21 protein-coding genes are annotated in these 19,967 nt (G+C 72.3%); 7 read left to right on the plus strand and 14 right to left on the minus strand.

The window, feature by feature from the left end; translation table 11 throughout:
* A partial coding sequence (locus tag IRQ30_RS18555) for an integrase core domain-containing protein (protein WP_193614440.1) occupies positions 1-476 on the plus strand: 476 nt, incomplete at its 5' end.
* Positions 477-757: 281 nt separating this feature from the next.
* Positions 758-2,095 (plus strand): ABC1 kinase family protein, encoded by a 1,338-nt coding sequence (locus IRQ30_RS18560; protein WP_193610041.1) that lies wholly within the window; start codon positions 758-760, stop codon positions 2,093-2,095.
* 7 nt (positions 2,096-2,102) lie between these two features.
* Here the strand turns inward: IRQ30_RS18560 and IRQ30_RS18565 are convergent, their stop codons facing one another.
* Together IRQ30_RS18565 and IRQ30_RS18570 are read right to left on the minus strand one after the other, a co-directional pair.
* Positions 2,103-2,624 carry a DinB family protein gene (locus IRQ30_RS18565; RefSeq protein ID WP_193610040.1) on the minus strand — a complete coding sequence of 174 codons (522 nt, stop codon included), beginning with the start codon at positions 2,622-2,624 and terminating at the stop codon, positions 2,103-2,105.
* A 10-nt stretch (positions 2,625-2,634) separates the two neighbouring features.
* Positions 2,635-3,351, minus strand: a complete 717-nt coding sequence (locus IRQ30_RS18570) for a VOC family protein (protein ID WP_193614441.1) — start codon at positions 3,349-3,351, stop codon at positions 2,635-2,637.
* A 145-nt stretch (positions 3,352-3,496) separates the two neighbouring features.
* Between IRQ30_RS18570 and IRQ30_RS18575 the strand changes: the two genes are divergently transcribed.
* A complete protein-coding gene (locus IRQ30_RS18575) occupies positions 3,497-5,035 on the plus strand; it encodes a sulfatase-like hydrolase/transferase (RefSeq protein ID WP_193614442.1) in 1,539 nt (512 codons plus the stop codon).
* Positions 5,036-5,057: 22 nt separating this feature from the next.
* Here the strand turns inward: IRQ30_RS18575 and IRQ30_RS18580 are convergent, their stop codons facing one another.
* From IRQ30_RS18580 to IRQ30_RS18595, 4 genes are all read right to left on the minus strand, one after another.
* Positions 5,058-5,975, minus strand: coding sequence for a formylglycine-generating enzyme family protein (locus IRQ30_RS18580; RefSeq protein WP_193614502.1), 918 nt, complete (start codon positions 5,973-5,975; stop codon positions 5,058-5,060).
* A gap of 146 nt (positions 5,976-6,121) precedes the next feature.
* Complete coding sequence (locus tag IRQ30_RS18585; protein ID WP_193614443.1) at positions 6,122-6,901, minus strand: TSUP family transporter; 780 nt, start codon at positions 6,899-6,901, stop codon at positions 6,122-6,124.
* A 13-nt stretch (positions 6,902-6,914) separates the two neighbouring features.
* On the minus strand, positions 6,915-7,220 hold the full coding sequence (locus IRQ30_RS18590; RefSeq protein ID WP_193614444.1) for an AzlD domain-containing protein: 306 nt from the start codon (positions 7,218-7,220) through the stop codon (positions 6,915-6,917).
* Positions 7,217-7,867 carry an AzlC family ABC transporter permease gene (locus IRQ30_RS18595; protein WP_193614445.1) on the minus strand — a complete coding sequence of 217 codons (651 nt, stop codon included), beginning with the start codon at positions 7,865-7,867 and terminating at the stop codon, positions 7,217-7,219. Before IRQ30_RS18595 ends, IRQ30_RS18590 begins: the two co-directional genes overlap by 4 nt.
* A 23-nt stretch (positions 7,868-7,890) precedes the next feature.
* Here IRQ30_RS18595 and IRQ30_RS18600 point away from each other — a divergent pair, with 23 nt between their 5' ends.
* Entirely contained in the window at positions 7,891-8,751 is an 861-nt protein-coding gene (locus tag IRQ30_RS18600; RefSeq protein WP_193614446.1) for an ABC transporter substrate-binding protein, read from the plus strand.
* Here IRQ30_RS18600 and IRQ30_RS18605 read toward each other — a convergent pair.
* A complete protein-coding gene (locus tag IRQ30_RS18605) occupies positions 8,748-10,787 on the minus strand; it encodes a vWA domain-containing protein (RefSeq protein WP_193614447.1) in 2,040 nt (679 codons plus the stop codon). The genes IRQ30_RS18600 and IRQ30_RS18605 overlap by 4 nt on opposite strands.
* Complete coding sequence (locus tag IRQ30_RS18610; RefSeq protein ID WP_193614449.1) at positions 10,780-12,174, minus strand: magnesium chelatase ATPase subunit I; 1,395 nt, start codon at positions 12,172-12,174, stop codon at positions 10,780-10,782. The genes IRQ30_RS18605 and IRQ30_RS18610 overlap by 8 nt, the downstream gene beginning before the upstream one ends.
* 74 nt (positions 12,175-12,248) lie before the next feature.
* Between IRQ30_RS18610 and IRQ30_RS18615 the strand changes: the two genes are divergently transcribed.
* Positions 12,249-12,608: a YchJ family protein gene (locus tag IRQ30_RS18615; RefSeq protein ID WP_193614451.1), complete on the plus strand. Its 360-nt coding sequence runs from the start codon at positions 12,249-12,251 to the stop codon at positions 12,606-12,608.
* Here the strand turns inward: IRQ30_RS18615 and IRQ30_RS18620 are convergent.
* The 5 genes from IRQ30_RS18620 to IRQ30_RS18640 form a co-directional block, all read right to left on the minus strand.
* Entirely contained in the window at positions 12,590-13,156 is a 567-nt protein-coding gene (locus IRQ30_RS18620; protein WP_193614452.1) for a hypothetical protein, read from the minus strand. The genes IRQ30_RS18615 and IRQ30_RS18620 overlap by 19 nt on opposite strands.
* A gap of 119 nt (positions 13,157-13,275) precedes the next feature.
* The gene (locus IRQ30_RS18625) at positions 13,276-14,475 is read right to left on the minus strand and encodes a lipid-transfer protein (RefSeq protein WP_193614453.1); all 1,200 of its coding nucleotides are present in this window, start codon (positions 14,473-14,475) and stop codon (positions 13,276-13,278) included.
* Positions 14,472-14,930 (minus strand): Zn-ribbon domain-containing OB-fold protein, encoded by a 459-nt coding sequence (locus IRQ30_RS18630; RefSeq protein WP_193614455.1) that lies wholly within the window; start codon positions 14,928-14,930, stop codon positions 14,472-14,474. The genes IRQ30_RS18625 and IRQ30_RS18630 overlap by 4 nt, the downstream gene beginning before the upstream one ends.
* Before the next feature lie 74 nt (positions 14,931-15,004).
* A complete protein-coding gene (locus tag IRQ30_RS18635) occupies positions 15,005-15,367 on the minus strand; it encodes a hypothetical protein (RefSeq protein ID WP_193614456.1) in 363 nt (120 codons plus the stop codon).
* A complete protein-coding gene (locus IRQ30_RS18640) occupies positions 15,364-16,224 on the minus strand; it encodes a DODA-type extradiol aromatic ring-opening family dioxygenase (protein WP_193610026.1) in 861 nt (286 codons plus the stop codon). Before IRQ30_RS18640 ends, IRQ30_RS18635 begins: the two co-directional genes overlap by 4 nt.
* Before the next feature lie 125 nt (positions 16,225-16,349).
* On the opposite strand from IRQ30_RS18640, the gene IRQ30_RS18645 reads away from it, so the two are divergent.
* Positions 16,350-17,162 (plus strand): IclR family transcriptional regulator domain-containing protein, encoded by an 813-nt coding sequence (locus tag IRQ30_RS18645; RefSeq protein WP_193614457.1) that lies wholly within the window; start codon positions 16,350-16,352, stop codon positions 17,160-17,162.
* Between the two features lie 18 nt (positions 17,163-17,180).
* Here IRQ30_RS18645 and IRQ30_RS18650 read toward each other — a convergent pair whose 3' ends face one another.
* On the minus strand, positions 17,181-18,641 hold the full coding sequence (locus tag IRQ30_RS18650; protein ID WP_193614458.1) for an amidohydrolase family protein: 1,461 nt from the start codon (positions 18,639-18,641) through the stop codon (positions 17,181-17,183).
* Positions 18,642-18,795: 154 nt separating this feature from the next.
* Between IRQ30_RS18650 and IRQ30_RS18655 the strand changes: the two genes are divergently transcribed.
* Positions 18,796-19,959: a CaiB/BaiF CoA transferase family protein gene (locus IRQ30_RS18655; RefSeq protein WP_193614459.1), complete on the plus strand. Its 1,164-nt coding sequence runs from the start codon at positions 18,796-18,798 to the stop codon at positions 19,957-19,959.
* Positions 19,960-19,967: the final 8 nt, after the last annotated feature.

Below are 19,967 nucleotides of genomic sequence, written 5' to 3' on the forward strand. Positions count from 1 at the left end.
CCCGCACGAAAAACAACACCGGCAAACGCGGGACCTGCTACCTGCACACCGTGATCGACGACCACTCCCGAGTGGCCTACGTCGAGGCTCATGACGACGAGAAGAAAGAGACCGCCACCGCGGTCCTGCGCCGCGCCGTGGCCTGGTTCGACGCACGCGGCGTGAACATCGAACGAGTCCTGTCCGACAACGGCTCGGCCTACCGCTCTCACTACTGGCGCGAGGCCTGCGAGGAGCTCGGCATCACCCACAAACGAACCCGGCCCTACCGGCCACAGACCAACGGCAAGATCGAACGCTTCCACCGCACCCTGGCCGAGGGCTGGGCCTTCAAGAAGTTCTACTCCTCCGAGTCCGCCCGACTCGCCGCCCTGCCATCATGGATTCACGAGTACAACCACCACCGGCCCCACTCAGCAATCGGCCGGGCAACACCCATCACCCGGTTGAACAACCTGGCTGGACATCACAGCTAGCAACCGTCTCGAAACCAAATCCCGCACCCGGACGTCCTGCCTTGGCTGCGGGGGTCTCGACGGGCGCTCCTCGCTGGCGCTCGTCGCTGCTCGACCACCGGTGGGTGGTTGCCGCCTCGTTGGTTGAGGAGGTTGCGCTAGCAACCGTCTCGAAACCAACCCCACCCCAACGCCCTGCCTTCGCTGCGGGGGTCTCGACGGGCGCTCCTCGCTGGCGCTCGTCGCTGCTCGACCACCGGCGGAAAAGGGGGTGATGGGGGTGGCCCTGGAACAATGGGGACATGGTGGACCTCCCCCGCAAGGCAGCAGCGCGCACGGCCCGGCTGGCGGCGCTCCCGCTGGGGTACGCCGGTCGCAGCGCGATGGGCTTGGGCAGGCGTCTGGGCGGGGCCCCCGCGGAGCAGGTGCTCGACGACATCCAGGCCAAGACCGCGGAGCAGCTGTTCCGCACGCTCGGTGAGCTCAAGGGCGGGGCGATGAAGTTCGGGCAGGCGCTGTCGATCTTCGAGTCGGCGCTGCCGGAGGAGCTCGCGGGGCCCTACCGCGAGCAGCTGACCCGGCTCCAGGACTCCGCGCCGCCGATGCCCACGCGGACCGTGCGCGAGACGCTCGCCCGGGACCTCGGGGCGGACTGGAAGGACAAGCTGGTCTGGCTCGACGGCGCCCCGACCGCCGCGGCCTCGATCGGACAGGTCCACAAGGGCCGCTGGCACGACGGCCGCGAGGTCGCGGTCAAGGTGCAGTACCCTGGCGCCGGTGAGGCGCTGCGCTCGGACCTCAAGCAGCTCGCGCGGCTCGCGCGCACGATCGGGCCGCTCTTCCCCGGGATGGACATCAAGCCGCTCGTCGAGGAGGTCCAGGCCCGGGCAGAGGACGAGCTCGACTACCGCCTCGAGGCGGAGGCGCAGCGCGCGTTCGCCGAGGTCTTCCGCGACGACCCCGACATCGTGGTGCCCGACGTGGTCGACGTCGGTCCGGCGGTGCTGGTCACCGAGTGGCTGGACTCCGACTCCTCGCTGGCGCGCATCATCCGCGACGGCACGGTCGAGGAGCGCAACCACTACGGCGAGCTGATGGTGAAGTTCCTCTTCGAGGGCCCCACCCGCACGGGCATGCTCCACGCCGACCCGCACCCGGGCAACTACCGGATCATCCCGACCCGGGACGGCTCCCCCGGCAAGCTGGGCGTGCTCGACTTCGGTGCGGTCGCCCGCCTGCCCGGCGGGAAGTTCCCGGAGGTGATGGGCCGGCTGATCCGCCTGACCGCGCTCGCGGACAAGGAGCCGCTGATGGCCGAGCTGCGGCGCGAGGGGTTCATCAAGGACAAGGTCAAGCTCGACCCCGACCTCCTGGTCGACTACCTCTCCCCGCTGGTCGAGCCGACGATGGTCGAGCGCTTCCAGTTCACCCGGGCCTGGATGCGCGAGCAGTTCGCGCGCATCAACAACCCCCGCGAGCCCACGTACACGGTCGCCATCAAGCTCAACCTGCCGCCGTCGTACATGCTCATCCACCGCACCTGGATCGGCGGGATCGGCGTGCTCAGCCAGCTCGAGGCGGAGGCGCCGTTCCGGCAGATCCTGACCGACTACCTGCCGGGCTTCGCCGAGCCGGAGTAGCGGCGGCTCAGGAGCCGACCGACCCGTCGAGCGCCTCGCGGATCAGGTCGGCGTGGCCATTGTGCCGCGCGTACTCCTCGACCAGGTGCACCAGCACCCAGCGCAGGTTGAAGTGCTCCCCCGTGCGGCCGCTGGGCCGCGCGGACGGCGCGTCCAGGGTCGCGAAGGACCTGATGACGGCGTCGGCCTTGTCGACCTCGGCGTCGTACAGGTCGCGCAGCTGCGCCGGGCTGTCCCGGGCGGCGCTGTGCCAGTCCCAGTCCTCGTCGGCGTCCCAGTCGACCGACGCCCACGGCTCGTCTGCGTGACCGGCCATCACCGCGCGGAGCCACCAGTTCTCGACGTAGGCCAGGTGCTTGAGCATGCCTCCGAGCGTGAGGTCCGAGGGCGGGTGCGGGGTCGCGAGCTGCCGGGCGTCCAGGCCGGCGGTCTTGATCCGCAGCGTGTTGCGGTGCCAGTCGAGGAACGCCAGCAGCGTCGTCCGCTCGTCGGCGTTGTTCGGCGGGAAGCCGCGCTGCTCGGTGTCCATGCCCCCGAACCTACGGCGTGCGGTCGGTGATGCAGTACGGAATTCCGGCCGGAGGCCGCATCACGGTCCACTCCTCGTGCACCGACGTCACCTGCGCGCCGAGCGCCTCGTGGCGCGCGGTCTCCGCGGCCCGGTCCGCGCTCGAGAGGTCGAGGTGCGCGCCCACCCGGTCCTGCTCGTCCTCGAGCCGCTGGAAGAGGATCCGCAGCGGTGCGGACGCCGGCCGCGCCAGGCTGTCGAACTGCGGGTCCTCGTGGGCCTCGAACGCCCAGCCCGTGAGCGCCGTCCAGAACTCCGTCTCCCGCACGTACGCCGCCGGCGGCACGTCGAGGCACACCTGGTCGACCGCGGACGGGCCGCCGGGCCAGGCGGCGGGCCGCGGCCGGCGCTCGCCACCCTCGGCCACGAGGCAGAAGACGAACCCTCCCGGCGACGTCAGGACGACGTAGCCGTCCTCGCGCGACACCACGGAGGCGCCGAGCCCCTCGGCCCGCGAGGCGGCCTGCTCGGGGTCGGGCACGGTCACGTCGAGGTGCAGCCGGCTCCCACCCTCGCGCAGCCGCTGCAGCTTGAGGTAGGGGTCCCCCTCGGGCGGCAGCAACGTGCTGAGCTCGTCCGAGGCGCCGCGGGCCGGCGAGACGGCGTAGCCGGTCACGGCGGCCCAGAAGGCGGACGCCTCGGCGTGCTCGTCGGCGGGCAGGTCCAGGAAGGCGGTGAGCCACGGCATCGCCCGATGCTAGCGAGGCCGCGCCGGCCCAGGCACCTCGATAGGAGGAACCATGCACCGAATTCACGTCGGGCGACTACCGTGTCTCCTCTGCCTGATCTCGGGCACCGCACCGCTCCACCGACCAGCTGACGAAGAGGCACGCGTGACGATCTCCCGCCCGGCCCGCAAGGCCGCTCCCGCCATCGCGGTGGCCGCCATCGGCGCCCTGGCCATCACCGGGGTCGCCCATGCCGGGCTCGACGACACGGCGGACGGACGCGACTCCTCGGCCCGCGGCGACGTGCGCACCCCGGTGGCACCGCGAGGCCCCGAGACCCAGCCGGCGGGCTCGCGGGCCAAGCCCAACATCCTGATGTTCACCGTCGACGACATGACGGTGGGCGACCTGCCCCACATGCCGAACCTCAACCGGCTCGTCGTGCGGCAGGGCACCCGGCTCGCGCAGGGCACGGCGCCCACGCCGATCTGCGTGCCCGCCCGGGCCAGCCTGCTCACCGGCCAGTACGCCCACAACCACGGGGCGCTGACGATCAGCGGCGCCGGTGGCGGCTTCCAGGCCTTCGAGGACGCCAACACCCTGCCCGTCTGGCTGCGCAAGGCCGGCTACGAGACGTACTTCTCCGGCAAGTACCTCAACGGCTACGGCATGGCCAACCCCCGCTACGTCCCGCCCGGCTGGACCGGCTGGCGCGGCTCGGTCGACATGAGCACCTACGGCTTCTACAACACCCGCTACAACATCAACGGCAAGGTCGTCACGCGCTCGGCGCACAACTCCGACGTCCTCAACGGCTTCACCACCCAGGTCATCGGCAACCGCGCGAAGTCGCGCAAGCCGTGGTTCATGTGGACCAACTTCGTCGCCCCCCACCACGGCGGTCGGCAGGAGTCCGACGACCCGTCGCGCAACCTGGTGAAGACCACGATGCCGGCCAAGCGCGACCGCAACACCTTCCGCAACCTCGGCCTGCCGAACGACCCCGAGATGTGGGTCGGCGGCGGGAGCCCCTGGGCCCCCAAGTCGTCCAGCAAGGCGTTCCGGAGCGCGGTCCGCGAGGCCAACCAGCAGCGCATCGAGTCCCTGCAGTCCGTCGACGACGCCGTCGGCGCGGCCGTCCGCAAGCTGCGGCGCACCGGCGAGCTGAAGAACACCTACATCATCTTCACCTCCGACAACGGCTTCCTGGTCGGTCACCACAACCGCGACGGCAAGCTGGTGCCCTTCGACCGCTCGCTGCGCATCCCGATGGTCGTGCGCGGCCCGGGCATCCCCCGCGGCCGCACGGTGACCACCCCGACGACCAACCCCGACATCGCCGTCACGATCGCCGGCATCGCCGGGGCCCGGCCGGGTCGGCGCGTCGACGGCGTCGACATGCTCGACTACTGGCGCTCCGGCACCGACTACGACCGGCCCGTGCCGATCGAGGCCTACCCGGTCAAGGGCGGTCGCAACCGGATCTACTCCGGCATCCGCTACGGCCGCTGGACCTACGTGCGGCTCCCCGGCGGCAAGGAGGTCCTCTTCGACCGCCGGACCAACCCCGGCGAGACGCGCAACGTCGCCCGTCGCAAGGGCAACGCCGCCGTCCTGAGGGAGCTGCGCCGGCTGGACCGTGGCTACCGCGACTGCGCGGGCACGTCCTGTCCGCAGGCGAGCACCTTCGTCCCCGCCGGCTGAGCGGCCACCGGCCGATCCCGCCTCAGGCGTCGTTGGCGCAGCGGAAGCCGAGGTTGCCCGAGGTCGAGTCGGGGTGCGAGGACGACCGCGCCGCGACCCGGTAGCGGTTGCAGTAGGAGTCGTGGCACAGGTACGACCCGCCGCGCATGACCCGGGTCTCGCCCGACGCCGGACCGGTCGGGTTGGACGGGCCGAACGCGGTGTAGGCGTCGGCGGCGTACCAGTCGGCGCACCACTCCCACGTGTTGCCGCTCATCTGGAAGAGGCCGTAGCCGTTGGGCGCGAAGGTCTTGACCGGCGCCGTGGTGAGGTAGCCGTTCTCGGCGGTGTTGTCGACCGGGAAGGTGCCGGTGAAGATGTTGACCTGCCAGCGGCCGCGCGGGAGCAGCTCGTCGCCCCAGACGAAGCGCGCCCGGTCCAGGCCGCCACGCGCGGCCTTCTCCCACTCCGCCTCGGTGGGCAGCCGCTTGCCGGCCCAGTCGCAGTAGGCCAGCGCGTCGTCGTGGGACACGTGGACGACGGGGTGGTTCTGCCGCTTGGCGACGTCGGAGGCGCCCCCGTCGGGGTGGCGCCAGGACGCCCCCGACACCGCGAGCCACCACGGGGTCGCCTCGGGCTGGCCGACGACGTCGGAGCCGTCGCCGACGTAGGCGGAGTGGAAGACCGCGGAGAAGCCCTCGCGCTCGGCGGTGGTGACGTGGCCGGTGGCCTTCACGAACGCCGCGAACGCCTGGTTGGTGACCGCGGTGACGTCGATGCGGAAGGCGTCGAGGCCGACCAGCCGGGCCGGGCCCTCGCCGTCGCCGTCGTAGGCCTCGTCGTGGGTGTCGCCCATCCAGAACTCCCCGGCCGGCACCACCACCTGCCCCTTGGTGGTCGGCTGCGCCGCCGAGGTGCGGGGCCGCGGGGCGGCCGCCGGAGGGGCGCCTGGCTCCCACATCACGTCGGGCAGCTGGGCGGCGGCCGTCGAGGGGGCGCGGTCGCGGGCGTCACCCGAGCAGCACGAAGACACAGGTCGCTCCTTGTCCGGTCGTGGGAGGACGTCCGCCCGGTGCGATTGCACCAGGGAGTCCGGGTGTATTCAAGTCACCACAGGCCGACGAGCCCGCCGCCGATCCTGACGACGAACCCGGTGACGACCACGATGAAGAACACGCGCACGAAGCCCGCCCCGCGCGCGACCGCCGTACGGGCGCCGAGGTAGCCGCCGACGAGGTTGGCGACGCCGAGGACGAGGCCGACCTTCCACAGCACCACGCCCTGTGGCACGAAGATCACGAGGGCGCCGAGGTTGGTGGCCCAGTTGGCGAGGCGGGCCTTGGCCGAGCCCTGGAGGAACGAGTAGCCCAGCAGGCCGACCAGGGTGAACACGAAGAAGCTGCCGGTGCCCGGGCCGAGCGCGCCGTCGTAGAAGCCGATCACGAAGCCCGTCGCCATGGCGGCCGCGGTGTGGCGGCGTCCGGCGAAGCGCAGCACCGTCGTGCCGCCGATGTCGGGCTTGAGCAGCACGTAGGCGCCGACCGCGACCAGGACGACGAGCACGATCGGGTCGAACGCCGAGCGCGGGATCAGGAAGGCGATGCCGGCGCCCGCGGCCGACCCGAGGAACGCGAGCAGCATCAGCGGCAGGAAGGTACGGGGATCGGGCTTGATCCGGCGGTAGTACGTCGCCGAGCTCACGGTCGTGCCGCAGAACGACGCCAGCTTGTTCGTCGCGAGGATCTGGACCGGCGTCGCGTCGGGCAGCCCCAGCAGCAGCGCCGGCAGCTGGACCAGGCCTCCCCCGCCGACCACCGCGTCGACGTAGCCGGCCGTGAGCGCCGCCAGACCGAGCAGGAGCAGCACGGTCAGGGACGGGTCGCTCACCACGCCACCGTAGTCACGCCACGGCCCGCAGCAGCGCGGTGACCACCGCCGCGACGACCACGGCCAGCACCAGCGGCCGGCCCCGCCACAGCAGCAGCCCACCGGCGGCCACGCCCACCGCGCTGGCGTCGACTCCCAGCCGCTGGCCCTCCGAGAACACCGAGGTGACCACGAGTGCGGCCAGCAGCACCGGCGGCATCAGCGCCACCACGCCGGTCGCCCAAGGCGGCAGCTCGCGGCCGCCCAGGAGGACCGGCCCAGCCGCCTTGATGGCGATCGTGAGCACCGCCATGCCGCCGATGAGGATCCAGATCGTCATCGGCGCAGCCCCACGAGGGCCGCCACGGCCGCGACCAGGATCGGGACCCCCGGCGGCGTGAACGGCACCAGCGCCAGCGCGATCGCGGCGCCCGCGGCGGCCACCGGGCGCGAGCGCGGGTCGCGCATCTCCGCGATCAGCAGGCCGAGGAAGAACGTCGGGAAGATCGCGTCCAGGCCGAAGCGGTCGGTGTCGCCGAGGGCCTCCCCCGCCAGGGCCCCGACGATCGTGCCGCTGAGCCACCCGACGTACTGGGGCACGGTCGAGCCCATGAGCTGCCACCGGTCGAAGGTGCCGTCCCCGCGGTTGGCGAGCGCCCACGACGGGTCGACGATCGCCTGACCCTGCAGCCCTCGCACCAGCGGCCCGGCGGGCAAGGACGGCGCCAGGGCGATGCCCATCGCGAGGAAGCGCGCGTTCATCAGCCCGCCCGCGAGGATGCCCGGCAGCGCCCCGCCGCCGGCGGCCACGATCGAGAGCCCGGCGAACTGGGCCGAGCCGGCGTGCACCACCGCCGACATCACGATGGCCTGGAGAGGCGTGAAGCCCGACTGCACGGCGAGCGCCCCGAAGGACAACGAGATCAGGAAGCCGGCGAGGGAGAAGGGGATGCCGAGGCGCACCCCCTGCCGAAACGCCTCGTTCACGCGGGCGAGCCTAGGCTGAGCCGGTGCGCATCGTGTCACTGCTCCCCGCCACCACCGAGATCCTGTTCGCGATCGGGGCCGGCGACGACGTGGTGGGCGTGACGTTCGAGTGCGACTTCCCGGCCGAGGCCAGGTCGCGCACGGTGGTGTCGACCTCCGCGATGCCGGAGGGACTGGCCGCGTCCGAGATCGACGCGTTCGTCTCCGCCGCGGCCGCTCGCGGCGAGGACCTCTACCACCTCGACGAGGGCGCCCTCGCCGGCCTGGACGCCGACCTGGTGGTCACCCAGGACCTCTGCGCGGTCTGCGCCGTCGACGTCTCGGTCGTGGACGACGCCCTGGCGCACCTGGGGTGCAGCGCGGAGGTCCTGACCGTCGACCCGCACACCCTGGACGAGGTCTTCGACTCGATCGGCGTGCTGGGCAGGGCCACCGGGCACGAGGACGGGGCCGCGGCCCTGGTGGCGTCGCTGCGGCGGCGCCTGGACGCCGTACGCGCGAGCGTGCCGCCCGGGCCGCGACCGCGCGTCGTGCTCCTGGAGTGGACCGACCCGCCGTTCGCCCCCGGTCACTGGATCCCCGAGATGATCGAGGCGGCCGGCGGCGAGGTCGTCCTGGGCACCGCCGGGGCGAAGTCCGTGCGCGTCACGTGGGACGACGTGCACGCGGCGCGGCCCGACGTGGTCGTCGCGGCCCCCTGCGGCTACGACCTCGCCGGCGCCCAGGCGCTGGCCGACGACCTGGTCGCCGCGGGCGTGCTGCCCACCGGGGTGCCGGTGCACGCGGTCGACGCCGACGCCTCCTGGGCGCGCCCCGGCACCCGCCTGGTCGACGGCGTCGAGGAGCTGGCCCGGATCCTGAGGGGCCGGATCCTGCGGGGCTAGTCGCCCACCCAGAAGCCGCGGCCGCCGAACCAGTCGCCGTAGGCGCTGCGGACGTCGCCCATGGGGCTGCTGCCGTCGCGCGAGCCGAGGTAGGAGCCGACGACGGCGGCGCCGAGGTCGTCCAGCTCGGGTGCGACCACGCGACCGTCGACCCGCTTGGCCATCGACTCGATGAACCGCGCGAGCCCGGGGTCCTCGCCGAGCCGGAAGAACGTCGTCTGGGCGCCGAGCCGGCTGGAGTTGTCGAGCTCGCGAACGGCGTAGGCCACGGTCATCGGGTGCGGCGGGTAGGAGAAGTAGACCTCTCCGTCCGGCTCCAGGTGGGAGGTCGGCTCGCCGTCGGTGACGATCAGCAGCACCGGCTGGGCGTTGGGGTGCTTGCGGAAGTGGCGGTTGGCGAGCAGCAGGGCGTGGTGCAGGTTGGTGCCCTTGTCCCACATCGCGTCGAGCGCGGTGAGCTCCTCGATGTCCATCACCTGGGCGTGCCGGCCGAACGCGATCATCTGCAGCGCGTCGCCGCGGAAGCGGGACTTGATCAGGGTGTGCAGCGCCAGCGCCGTGCGCTTCATCGGCACCCAGCGTCCGTCCATCGCCATCGAGAACGACGTGTCGACCAGCAGCGCGACGCAGGCCTGCGTGCGTGCCTCGGTCTCGGTGACCTCGACGTCCCCGATCTCCAGTCGTACGCCGCCGCGCGGGTCGCCGCCCTCGGCGACCGTGCGCTGCACCGCGTTGGTGATCGAGCGGGTGACGTCCCAGGGCTCGGTGTCGCCGAAGGCCCACTCGCGGGTGCCACCGGACCGGTCGCCGGCCGCGCCCGCCTGGCGCAGGTCGCGCTGGCCCTGCCGCCCGGACATCTTGTTGGCGACGTCCTTCAGCAGCGCCTTGCCCAGCTGGCGCATGGCCTTCGGGGTGAGCTTGAGCTGGCCGCCGGAGTCGCGCCGCAGCGTGCCGCTGTCGCGCAGCGCCTGCTCGAGCTCCTTGAGCGTGCGCGCGTCGACCGCGGCCTGGTCGCCGAGCTGGCGGGCGAGCTTGTCGAGGTCGACGTCGTCCATGCGCGCGCCGCCGTAGGACTGGGAGAGCTGGTCGGACAGCGCGTCCAGGTCGGCGAGGTCCTGCAGCACGCCGGTGCCGTCGCCCAGGCCCAGGCCCTGCTCGCCGTCGAAGCGCTCGGACCCGCCCCAGTCCTCGCCGGGACGCAGCGACTGGAGGTTGGCGTCGAGCTGGGAGAGCGAGTCCATGAGCTCGGGAGACCCGAAGGCCTGCGCGGCCAGGGCGTCGAGCTCGTCGCGCTGCTCCTGGGTCATGGAGTTGCGCATCCGCTGGGCGGCGGCCGCCCGCTGGGCGAGCGCGTCGAGGAGCTCGTCGATGTCCTGGGGCCGCTCGGGGAAGAAGTCCCCGTGCTTGTCCATGAAGTCGTCGAAGTCCTGCTGGGTGTCGTCGCCGCGCTGGTGCTTGGCGAGGAGCCCGTTGAGGTCCTGCAGCATCTCGTTGACGGCGGCGCGGTCCTCGTCGGTGGCGTTCTCCAGCGCGTCCTTCATGCCGGCGAAGCGCTGGTCGAGCAGCTCGCGCCCGAGGAGGTCCTTGATCCGCTCGTAGTCCTCGCGGGCCTCGCGGCTCTGCCACTGGTAGTCGGCCAGCTCGCTCACGGCGGCCGACGTGGAGTCGGGGAGGTTCTCCAGGCGCATCTCGGAGAAGGCACGCTCGGCGTCGTCCATCATCGCGTCGCGGGCGAGCTGCTTGCGCTCCTCCAGCACGGCGTGGTCCAGCAGCTCCTTGACCTCCTGGAGCGTGCCGTCGAGGTTGTTGCGCTGCAGCAGGTCCCGGCGCTTCTCCGCCACCCGCCGGGCGAGGTCGTCGAGGCCCTGCTGGTCCTGACCGCCGCGGCGCAGGAACTCTCGCATCGCCCGCTCGGGGCTGTAGCCGGCCATGACGTCCTGGCCGATGGCGTCGAGCGCCTCGGCGATGTCGACCGGCGGCGCGAGCGGGTCGCCGCCGGCGTACCGGCGGAAGCGGGACGCGCGGGTCCTAGCCATAGACGGTCTCGGAGCCGTCGGAGTCCTTGCCGATCTTGCGGGCGAGGTAGAGCCCCTCGAGGGCCAGCTCGATGGCGCCCGCGCGCTGGCCGTCGTTGGTGGCGTCGAGCCGGTCGCAGATGTCGTCGTAGAGCTCGGACTCGCCCAGCACCGGGAGGCCGGTGAGGAAGTCGCGGGCCGTGACCTGCTCGCCGGTGGTGATCATCGCGCCGGACTCGACGGCGTCGACGAGCAGCGCGAAGTCGAGGCCGCGGAAGTAGGCGCGCACCGTCTCGGCCGTGGCCGTGCGGAGCAGGTGGGTGAGGATCTCCCCCTCGCGCCCCTCCTCGCCGGACTCGAACTCGATCTTGCCGCCGAGCACGTCGACGGCGGTCTCGAGGTCGACCACGCGCGCGACGGCCTCGTCCTCGCCCTGCACCGTGGCGCGGTGGATGGCGGCGGCCGCGATCGTCTCCGCGCCCGCGATGGCGAAGCGGGCCGAGACGCCGCTGCGCTGGTCGACCGAGGACGAGTCGCGCAGGTTGCGGGTGAAGCGCGCCAGGATCTCCACCAGGTAGTCGGGCACCTCGGCGACGAGGTCGGCCTCCTGGCGGATGACGCGGATCTCGGCGTCGAGCTCGGTCGGGTAGTGGGTGCGGATCTCGGCGCCGAAGCGGTCCTTGAGCGGGGTGATGATCCGGCCGCGGTTGGTGTAGTCCTCGGGGTTGGCGCTGGCCACGACGAGCACGTCGAGCGGCAGCCGCAGGACGTAGCCGCGGATCTGGATGTCGCGCTCCTCCATCACGTTGAGCATCGCGACCTGGATCCGCTCGGCCAGGTCGGGCAGCTCGTTGATGGCCACGATGCCGCGGTGGCTGCGCGGGATGAGCCCGAAGTGGATGGTCTCGAGGTCGCCCAGCGAGCGGCCCTCGGCGACCTTCATCGGGTCGACGTCGCCGATGAGGTCGGCGACCGAGGTGTCCGGCGTCGCGAGCTTCTCGGCGTAGCGGTCGTCGCGGTGGCGCCACGAGACGCGCAGCTCGTCGCCGTGCGTCGCCGCGGCGCGCTGCGAGGCGACCGTGATCGGCTCGTAGGGGTGCTCGCCGAGCTCGGAGCCGGAGATCACCGGCGTCCACTCGTCGAGCAGGCCGACCAGCGTGCGCAGGATGCGGGTCTTGCCCTGGCCGCGCTCACCGAGCAGGACCACGTCGTGGCCCGCGATGAGGGCGCGCTCGAGCTGCGGGATGACGGTCGTCTCGAAGCCGTGCAGGCCGGGCCAGGGGTCGCGGCCCTCGGCGAGGGCCGCCAGGAGGTTGTCGCGGATCTCGGTGCGCAGGGCCTTGGCGACATGGCCGGAGGCGCGCAGCTCGCCGACGGTGGAGATGGTCGGAGCCGTAGAGGAAGTCACCCCTCAAACCTAGCCACCCGCGCAATCCTGGAGCGCGGTCCAAGGGCGTCCGGGGCTGCCCTAGTGTGCGGTCCATGAGCCTCCAGCGGACCTGCCCCTGCGGGAGCGGCGCGACGTACGACGCCTGCTGCGGCCGGCTGCACCGGGGCTCGGCCCGCGCAGTGAGCGCGCTGGAGCTGATGCGCGCCCGCTACTCGGCCTACGCCGTGGACGACCTCGACTTCGTCTTCCGCACGTGGCACCCGCGGACCCGCCCGGACACGCTCGAGCCGGACCCCTCCCTCACCTGGACCGGTCTCACGATCGTCGGCTCAGGCGAGGACTGGGTGGAGTTCGTGGCGGCGTACACGCGCGGCGGTGAGGCCGGCGAGCGACGCGAGCGCAGCGTCTTCGAGCTGCGGCGCGGCGACTGGGTCTACGTCGGCGAGGCCTGACGCAGCCGCTCCTCGGCCCACCCGACCGGACGCCAGGCCGGCGTCACGTCGATCACCACCGGGGCGCCGCGCGCGTCCAGCAGGACGTTGCCGGCGAGCTCGGCGTGCACCAGCTGGGCCGGGCCGGTCCCGTCGTCGTCCCCGGCGTCGTCCCCGGCGTCGATCCCTGGAGGGCGCTCCCGGACCAGCGAGTCCAGCTCGGCGTGCAGCAGTCGTCCCGCCGCCAGCGTGACGTCGAGGTCCTCGCACACCACGGTGCCCGGCTCGTAGCGGCTGGCCCCCCACCCGTCGACCACCCAGGACCCGTCACGCGCGGGCACCGGCATCGCGACCCGCAGGTCGCGCGGTCCCCGGCCGGGACGCTCGTCGAGCCGCACCGCCAGCCGGGCGAGCAGCGGGCTCAGCCAGGCCTGGACCTCGGCGTCGCGACCGGCGGTCAGCAGCAGGTCACCGGCACGCACCCGCTCGTGACGCTCTCCCGGCAGCCGCGAGAGGTCCGCCGGCACGGCGAACAGGTCCAGCACGTCGGCGGAGGGCAGGTCGGGCACCCGCACCACGCTAGTCGGCCCACCCGGTGCTCGAGCAGTGAGGAGCACCAGCGACGACACCGGTGCGGGGGTCTCGACATCCGCTCGCTGGCGCTCGCTGCTCGACCACCGAGGTGGCGTCACACGGCGAGCAGCACCGAGGACCCGTGGCCGAAGAGCCCCTGGTTGGCGGTGATGCCGACGCGGGCGCCCTCGACCTGGCGGCCCTCGGCCCGGCCGCGCAGCTGCCAGGTCAGCTCGCAGACCTGCGCGAGCGCCTGGGCCGGCACGGCCTCGCCGAAGCAGGCGAGCCCTCCGGACGGGTTGACCGGGATCCGGCCGCCGAGGGTGGTGTCGCCGGCGCGCAGCAGGACCTCGGCCTCGCCTCGCCCGCAGAGCGCGAGGTCCTCGATCCAGTCGAGCTCCAGCGCGGTGGACAGGTCGTAGACCTCGGCCACGTCGACGTCCTCGGGGCCGATCCCGGCCTCCTCGTAGGCCGCCCGGCCGATCGACTCCTTGAAGGTCCGCTCGGGCACGCCGGTCACGGCGCTGGAGTCGGTCGAGAGGTTCGGCATGTCCAGGACCGTGTGGGGGAACGTCGGCGTCACGGTCGAGACCGCCTTCACCCGCACCGGCGAGTCGAGCCCGTGTCGCCGGGCGTAGTCGACGCTGGTGAGCACGACGGCGGCCGCCCCGTCGGACGTCGCGCAGATGTCGAGCAGGTGCAGCGGGTCCGAGACCACCGCGGAGGCCAGGACGTCCTCGACCGAGACCTCCTTGCGATAGCGCGCGTAGGGGTTGTGCAGCCCGTGCCGGGCGTTCTTGACCTTCACCTGCGCGAAGTCGGCCTGCGTGGCGCCGAAGAGGTCCATGCGGCGACGCGCGTAGAGCGCGAAGTACGCCGGGTTGGTCATGCCGAGCAGCCGGAACCGCAGCCAGTCGGGGTCGTCCCAACGCTCCCCCGCGTTGGGCGCGAGGAAGCCCTTGGGCGTGGTGTCGGCGCCGACGACCAGCGCCACCTCGCACATGCCGGCGAGGATCCGGGCCCGCGCGGTGTCGAGCGCCTGGGCGCCCGTCGCGCAGGCGGCGTACGACGTGGCGACGCGGGCGCCGTTCCAGCCCAGCGCCTGGGCGAACGTCGCGCCCGCGACGTAGCCGCCGTAGCCGTTGCGCACGGTCTCGCCGCCGACCACGAGGTCGACGTCGCTCCACGGGATGTCGGCGTCGGCGAGCGCGGCCCGCGCCGCGTGCACGCCGTACGTCACGAAGCTCCTGCCCCACTTGCCCCAGGGATGCATGCCCACGCCGGCGACGGCGACGTCGTTGCTCGACCCGGTCACTGGTCGGCCTCCTCGCCGAGCTCGGTCAGGTGCCCCGACGTCAGGGGGAGCCAGCGCCAGATGGTCCGGTCACCGGACTCGTCGGTGTAGAGCGTCTCGACCACGAGCTCGGCCTCCTGGCCGACGCGGAGGTCGGCGACGCCGTAGCCCCGGGCGACCTGGCCCAGCACGACCAGCCCCTCGGGCAGCTCGACGGCGGCCAGCGCGAACGGCTCGTAGGGGTCGCTCGCCGGGATGTACGGCGGCGGCGGCTGGTACTGCGCGTCGGTGTAGGACCACACGACCCCACGACGCGACAGCGCGACCTCCTCGAAGGTCTCCCCCGCGCACGCCGGGTTCCGGCAGAAGCCGTCGGCCTTCGGGAAGAACACCGTCGTGCAGGTCGTGCACCGGGTGCCGAGGAGCGCCGGGTCGGCCCCCGTCGTGAACCAGCCCTCGATGGCAGGCGCCGTCATGCGTCCTCCGAACGTGAACGAAACTAGAACAGGTTCTGATTCTCGCACGGACGGTGGTGGACGGCCACCGGCGCTCAGGTCGCGATGTCGGGGTACGGCAGCTCGAAGTGGGCCAGCTTGGCGGCGTAGTCGAGCTGCATGCCGAGCGGCTCGTCGAAGTCGCGCTCGAACATCGCGATCCACAGCGTCAGCGTCAGGAACGGGTGCGCCCCGAGCTCGAACAGCGCGACGTTGTCGTGCGTGGCCAGGGCCTGACGCTCCTCGTCGGTGAACGAGAGCCACGTGGTCCGCTCCGCCTCGATGGCGTTCAGCAGGCGGTTGGCCTCGTCGGCCTCCCACCAGGCGACGGTGCCGGCCGGGTCCTCGCGGTAGCGCTCGGTGAGCTCGCGGTCGCGGTCGATGGTGAACAGGAACTTGTTGACGAGGTACTTGCTCACGCGTCGACTCCGTTCGGGTACCAGGTGAAGTAGGCCTCCATGGTGTGGAAGAGGTCGAGCTGGTCGGCGTAGTCGGCCTTGGCGTAGCCGGCGATCCCCATCATCAGCATGAAGTCCATGAAGCCGTGGGTGGCGTTGCCCGGTGCGTGCAGGCTGTCGAGGGTGACGTTGGCCAGGCAGCCGTCGATGTCGCCGTTCCTGATCCACTCGACTGCCTTGGCGTCGAACTCCGGGTCCGGGCCGTGCGGCCCGAACTGGCGCGGCCCGCCGAGCTCGAGGGAGAGGTGACCGGTTCCGATGACGGCCACGCGCAGGTGGCTGGGCCAGGCGTCGATGAGCTCGCGGATGGTCTGGCCGAACTTCACGAAGCGCTCGGGCCGCGGCAGCGGCGGGGCGAAGATGTTGGTGTAGATCGGCACGATCGGCAGGTCGTTCTCGGGCCGCACGGTGAAGATCGGGCAGGTGATCGAGTGGTCGACGCGCAGCTCGTTGGAGAACGCCAGGTCGAAGCCCTTGTCGATGCCCTCGCGGAGCATGTACTCCGAGAGGCCCTCGTGGCCCTTGAACAGCAGCTTGGGGAGGCCGAACTCCCGCATCTCGTTCTCCCAGTTGCCGTCGTAGAACGGCGCCTTGCCCACGAGGAACTGCGGCATGTTGTCCAGCCACAGCTGGTGGAAGTGGTCGGAGCCGACCATCACCAGCACGTCGGGGCGCATCCGCGTGAGCGTCTCGCGGTAGGACGCCACCTTGCTCACCCACTCGGCCGCGAACGGCGGCGCCTCCTCGGGCGCCAGCCGGCTGGTCCGGTAGTAGAACGGGTGGTGGGTCGTGGCCAGGATCGCGACCAGCTTCGCCATCGTCAGCGGTTCCTCTCGGTGGGGCGGGTGCGGCTCGGGGGCGCACTCGGCGTACAGACGTCCGCTGTGCGGATCGACACGCCTGAAGGTCGCGCCACGAGCGTCCGCTGTGCGAACATGCTGCCATGGCAGGACGCGGACAAGGGGCCGACTTCGTGGAGGCGCTGGCGCGCGGGCTCGACGTGCTCACGTGCTTCGACGCGACCCGGCGCGAGATGAGCCTGAGCGAGATCGCGACCGCGACCGGCCTGGCCCGTCCGACCGCCCGGCGCCTGCTGCTCACCCTCGAGGAGCTCGGCTACGTGCGCTCCGGCGCGGGCAGCTTCGCGCTGACCCCGCAGGTGCTCCGGCTGGGCTCGGCCTACGCGAGCTCGCTCGGCCTGTGGGAGATGGCGCGACCGCACCTCGAGGACCTGGTCGTGCGCACGGGCGAGTCGTCGTCGATGTCGCAGCTCGACGGACCCGACATCGTCTACGTCGCCCGGGCCGCCGTGCCGAAGATCATCGCGCTGCGCGTCGACATCGGCACGCTCTTCCCCGCCGTGCTGACCTCGCAGGGCAAGGTGCTGCTGGCCGCGCTGTCCGCCGAGGAGCGCGAGCGCGTCCTCGCGCTCCCCACGCGCTCGGGCCTCGTGCAGCCGCAGGTCGACCGCCACGCGCTCGAGACCGAGCTGCGCGCCGTGCGGGCGCGCGGCTGGGCGCTCGCCGACGAGGAGCTGGCGCGCGGCGTCCGCTCGATCGCCGTCCCCGTGCGCGACGGCGAGGGCGCCGTCCGCGCGGCCATGAACGTCACGGTGCACGCCGCCGAGACCAGCGTCGAGACGCTCACGGGCACCTACCTGCCGCTCCTGCTCCAGGCCGCGGGCGAGATCTCCGCCGACTGGGCGCTGTGGCTGTCGCGGCCCATGACCGAGCCCACGCAGCGCCCCCACTCCTGACCCCATGACCGCCCCGGCTCAGCGGTGGTGGTGCGTCGAGGAGTCGGCGTAGTCGGTGTAGGTGTAGGGGTTGTCCAGCACCTTGGACTCCGGGATGTCCGGGCTCATGCCGGCCAGCCACTCCTCCTCGCCGAGGGTGCTGCGCAGGTGCTGGATGGTGTCGTCGACCGCGGCCCGCGCCTTGGCGAGGTCGGCGTCGACCAGGCGGTGCTCGTGCTTCACGACGCGTCCGTTGACCAGCACCGTGTGCACGTCGCCGCGCTGGGCCTGGAAGACCACGTGGCCGTAGGGGTTGAGCACCGGGAACATCACCGGCGACGCGTCGTTCTTGACCAGCACGACGTCGGCCTTCTTGCCGACCTCGAGGCTGCCGACGACGTCGCCCAGGCCGAGCGCCTCCGCGCCTCCGCGGGTGGCCCAGCCGACGACGTCAGCCGCACGCAGGCCGATGTGGGTGACGGTCTCGTCCCGGGCGTGGGCCTCGTGGTGCTCGCGGGTGCGGTCGGAGGACAGCGTGGAGCGCATCGCCGAGAAGGCGTCGCCGCTCCACCACACGCTGGTGTCGACCGAGAGCGAGATCGGGACGCCGTACTTGCGCAGCGCCCAGCTCGACGGGTAGCCCTGGCCGCAGCTGGCCTCGCTCTCGGCCGAGACCGAGGCGTGCCCGCCGGTCGCGGCGATCCGCTGGTAGGAGTCCTCGCCGAGGGTGGCGGCGTGCACGTAGACGGTCTCCGGGGTCATGAACCCGTGGTCGTGCATCAGCCGGATGCCGTCGTCGTTGGTCGCGCCCCAGACGCCGGCGTGGGTCGTCACGGGGGCGCCGAGGTCGCGGGCCACCTCGAAGGCGGCCTTCTCGGGGAACGCCGGGTCGCCGGTGACGTCGAAGGCCATCTGGAAGCCGAGCATGTCGGTGCGCTTCATGCGGCGCTCCACGAACGAGCGGAAGTCGGGCGAGGTCGCCCACTCCCACGGCCCGGCCTGGATGTTGCCGTAGGCGAGCACGAAGCGGCCGGGCACCTCCTCCAGGGCGTCGACGGCCGCCTCCGCGTGGTCGACGGTCTGCAGGTTGTGCGACCAGTCGACGCTGGTGGTGACGCCGGCCTCCAGGGCCTCGAGGCCGCTGAGCAGGTTGCCGGCGTAGATGTCCTGCGGGCGGAAGTGCAAGCCATGCTCGAGGTAGTTCCACACGAAGTACTGGGTGAGCGTCCAGTCGGCGCCGTAGCCGCGCAGCGCGGTCTGCCACATGTGGCGGTGGGTGTCGACCATGCCGGGCATGACGATGCCGCCGGTGGCGTCGATCTCGGCCGTGCCCTCCGGCACGTCGAGCTGCGGCCCGACCGCGGCGATCTGCTCGCCGACGACCAGGACGTCGGCGCCCTCCAGCACGGTGCGTCCCTCGTCCATCGTCAGGACCGTCCCACCGCGGAAGACCACCGCGGGGGCGTCGGCGACGGCGCGCGTGTCGGTGCTGTGGGCCATGTCGGGACCTCCGTGATCGAATCTGCGGACAGGTGTCCGCGATCGCTCACTTTTCTGTAACCCCCGTCACCTGTCAAGGGTCAGTCCGCGCGCTTGACACGTTCTGCGAGTCGGGTGAGAGTGGACGGACAGTCGTCCGCAAACGAGGAGCTCCATGAGTGACACCGCCCGAGGACCCCTCGACGGGGTGCTCGTCGCCGACTTCTCCCGGGTCCTTGCGGGCCCCTACGCCACCATGCTGCTGGCCGACCTGGGTGCGGAGGTCGTGAAGGTCGAGAGCCCGGCCGGCGACGACACCCGCCACTGGGTGCCGCCCACCCGCGACGAGGTCGGGACCTACTACCTCGCGATCAACCGCAACAAGCGCTCGATCGTGCTCGACCTCAAGGACGACGACGACGTGGCCGTCGCCCACGCCCTCTCCGAGCGCGCCGACGTCTTCATCCACAACTTCAAGCCCGGCGGCCTCGACCGCTTCGGGCTCGGCTACGACGACGTCGCGGCCCGCAACCCGGCGAGCGTCTACTGCTCGATCAGCGGCTTCGGGTCGGCCGAGGGCGCCTCCCTCCCGGGCTACGACCTGCTCGTGCAGGGCATGTCGGGGCTGATGAGCCTGACCGGCAGCCCCGACGGACCGCCGTACCGCGCGGGGATCTCGGTGTTCGACGTGATGACCGGCCTCAACTCCGTGATCGGCATCCTCGCGGCGCTGCGGCACCGCGACGCCACCGGCGAGGGTCAGCACGTCGAGACCAACCTGCTGTCCACGGCCCTCTCCTCGCTGGTCAACCAGACCTCGGCGTACGTCGCCGGCGGCGTCGTGCCGCACCGGATGGGCAACTCGCACCTCAGCCTGTTCCCCTACGAGCCGCTGGCCACCGGCGACGGCGACCTGATCGTGGTGGCCGGCAACGACGGGCAGTTCGCGCGACTGGCGGGCGCCCTCGGGGTCGCGGAGCTCGTCGAGGACGAGCGCTTCTCCAGCGTGGGGCGGCGCAACGACCACCGCGAGGAGCTGCGGCCCCTGCTGCTCGAGGCGCTGTCGAGCCGGTCGGCGCAGGAGTGGTTCGACGTGCTGACCGAGGCCGGCGTGCCGTGCGGCCCGATCAACGACGTGCAGGGCGGCGTCGAGCTGGGCGAGCGGCTGGGCCTGGAGCCGGTGGTGCTGGCCGGCGACGTGCCGACCGTGCGCAACCCGATCCGGATGAGCGCCAGCCCGGCCCGCTACGACCTGCCGCCGCCCGGGCTCGACGAGCACGGCGACGAGATCCGGGCCTGGCTCGCGGGGCCGTCCGGCCCTTCGGACCCGACCTCCTGACCACTCCC

This window comes from Nocardioides lijunqiniae (assembly GCF_015024225.1).
GTDB lineage: Bacteria > Actinomycetota > Actinomycetes > Propionibacteriales > Nocardioidaceae > Nocardioides > Nocardioides lijunqiniae.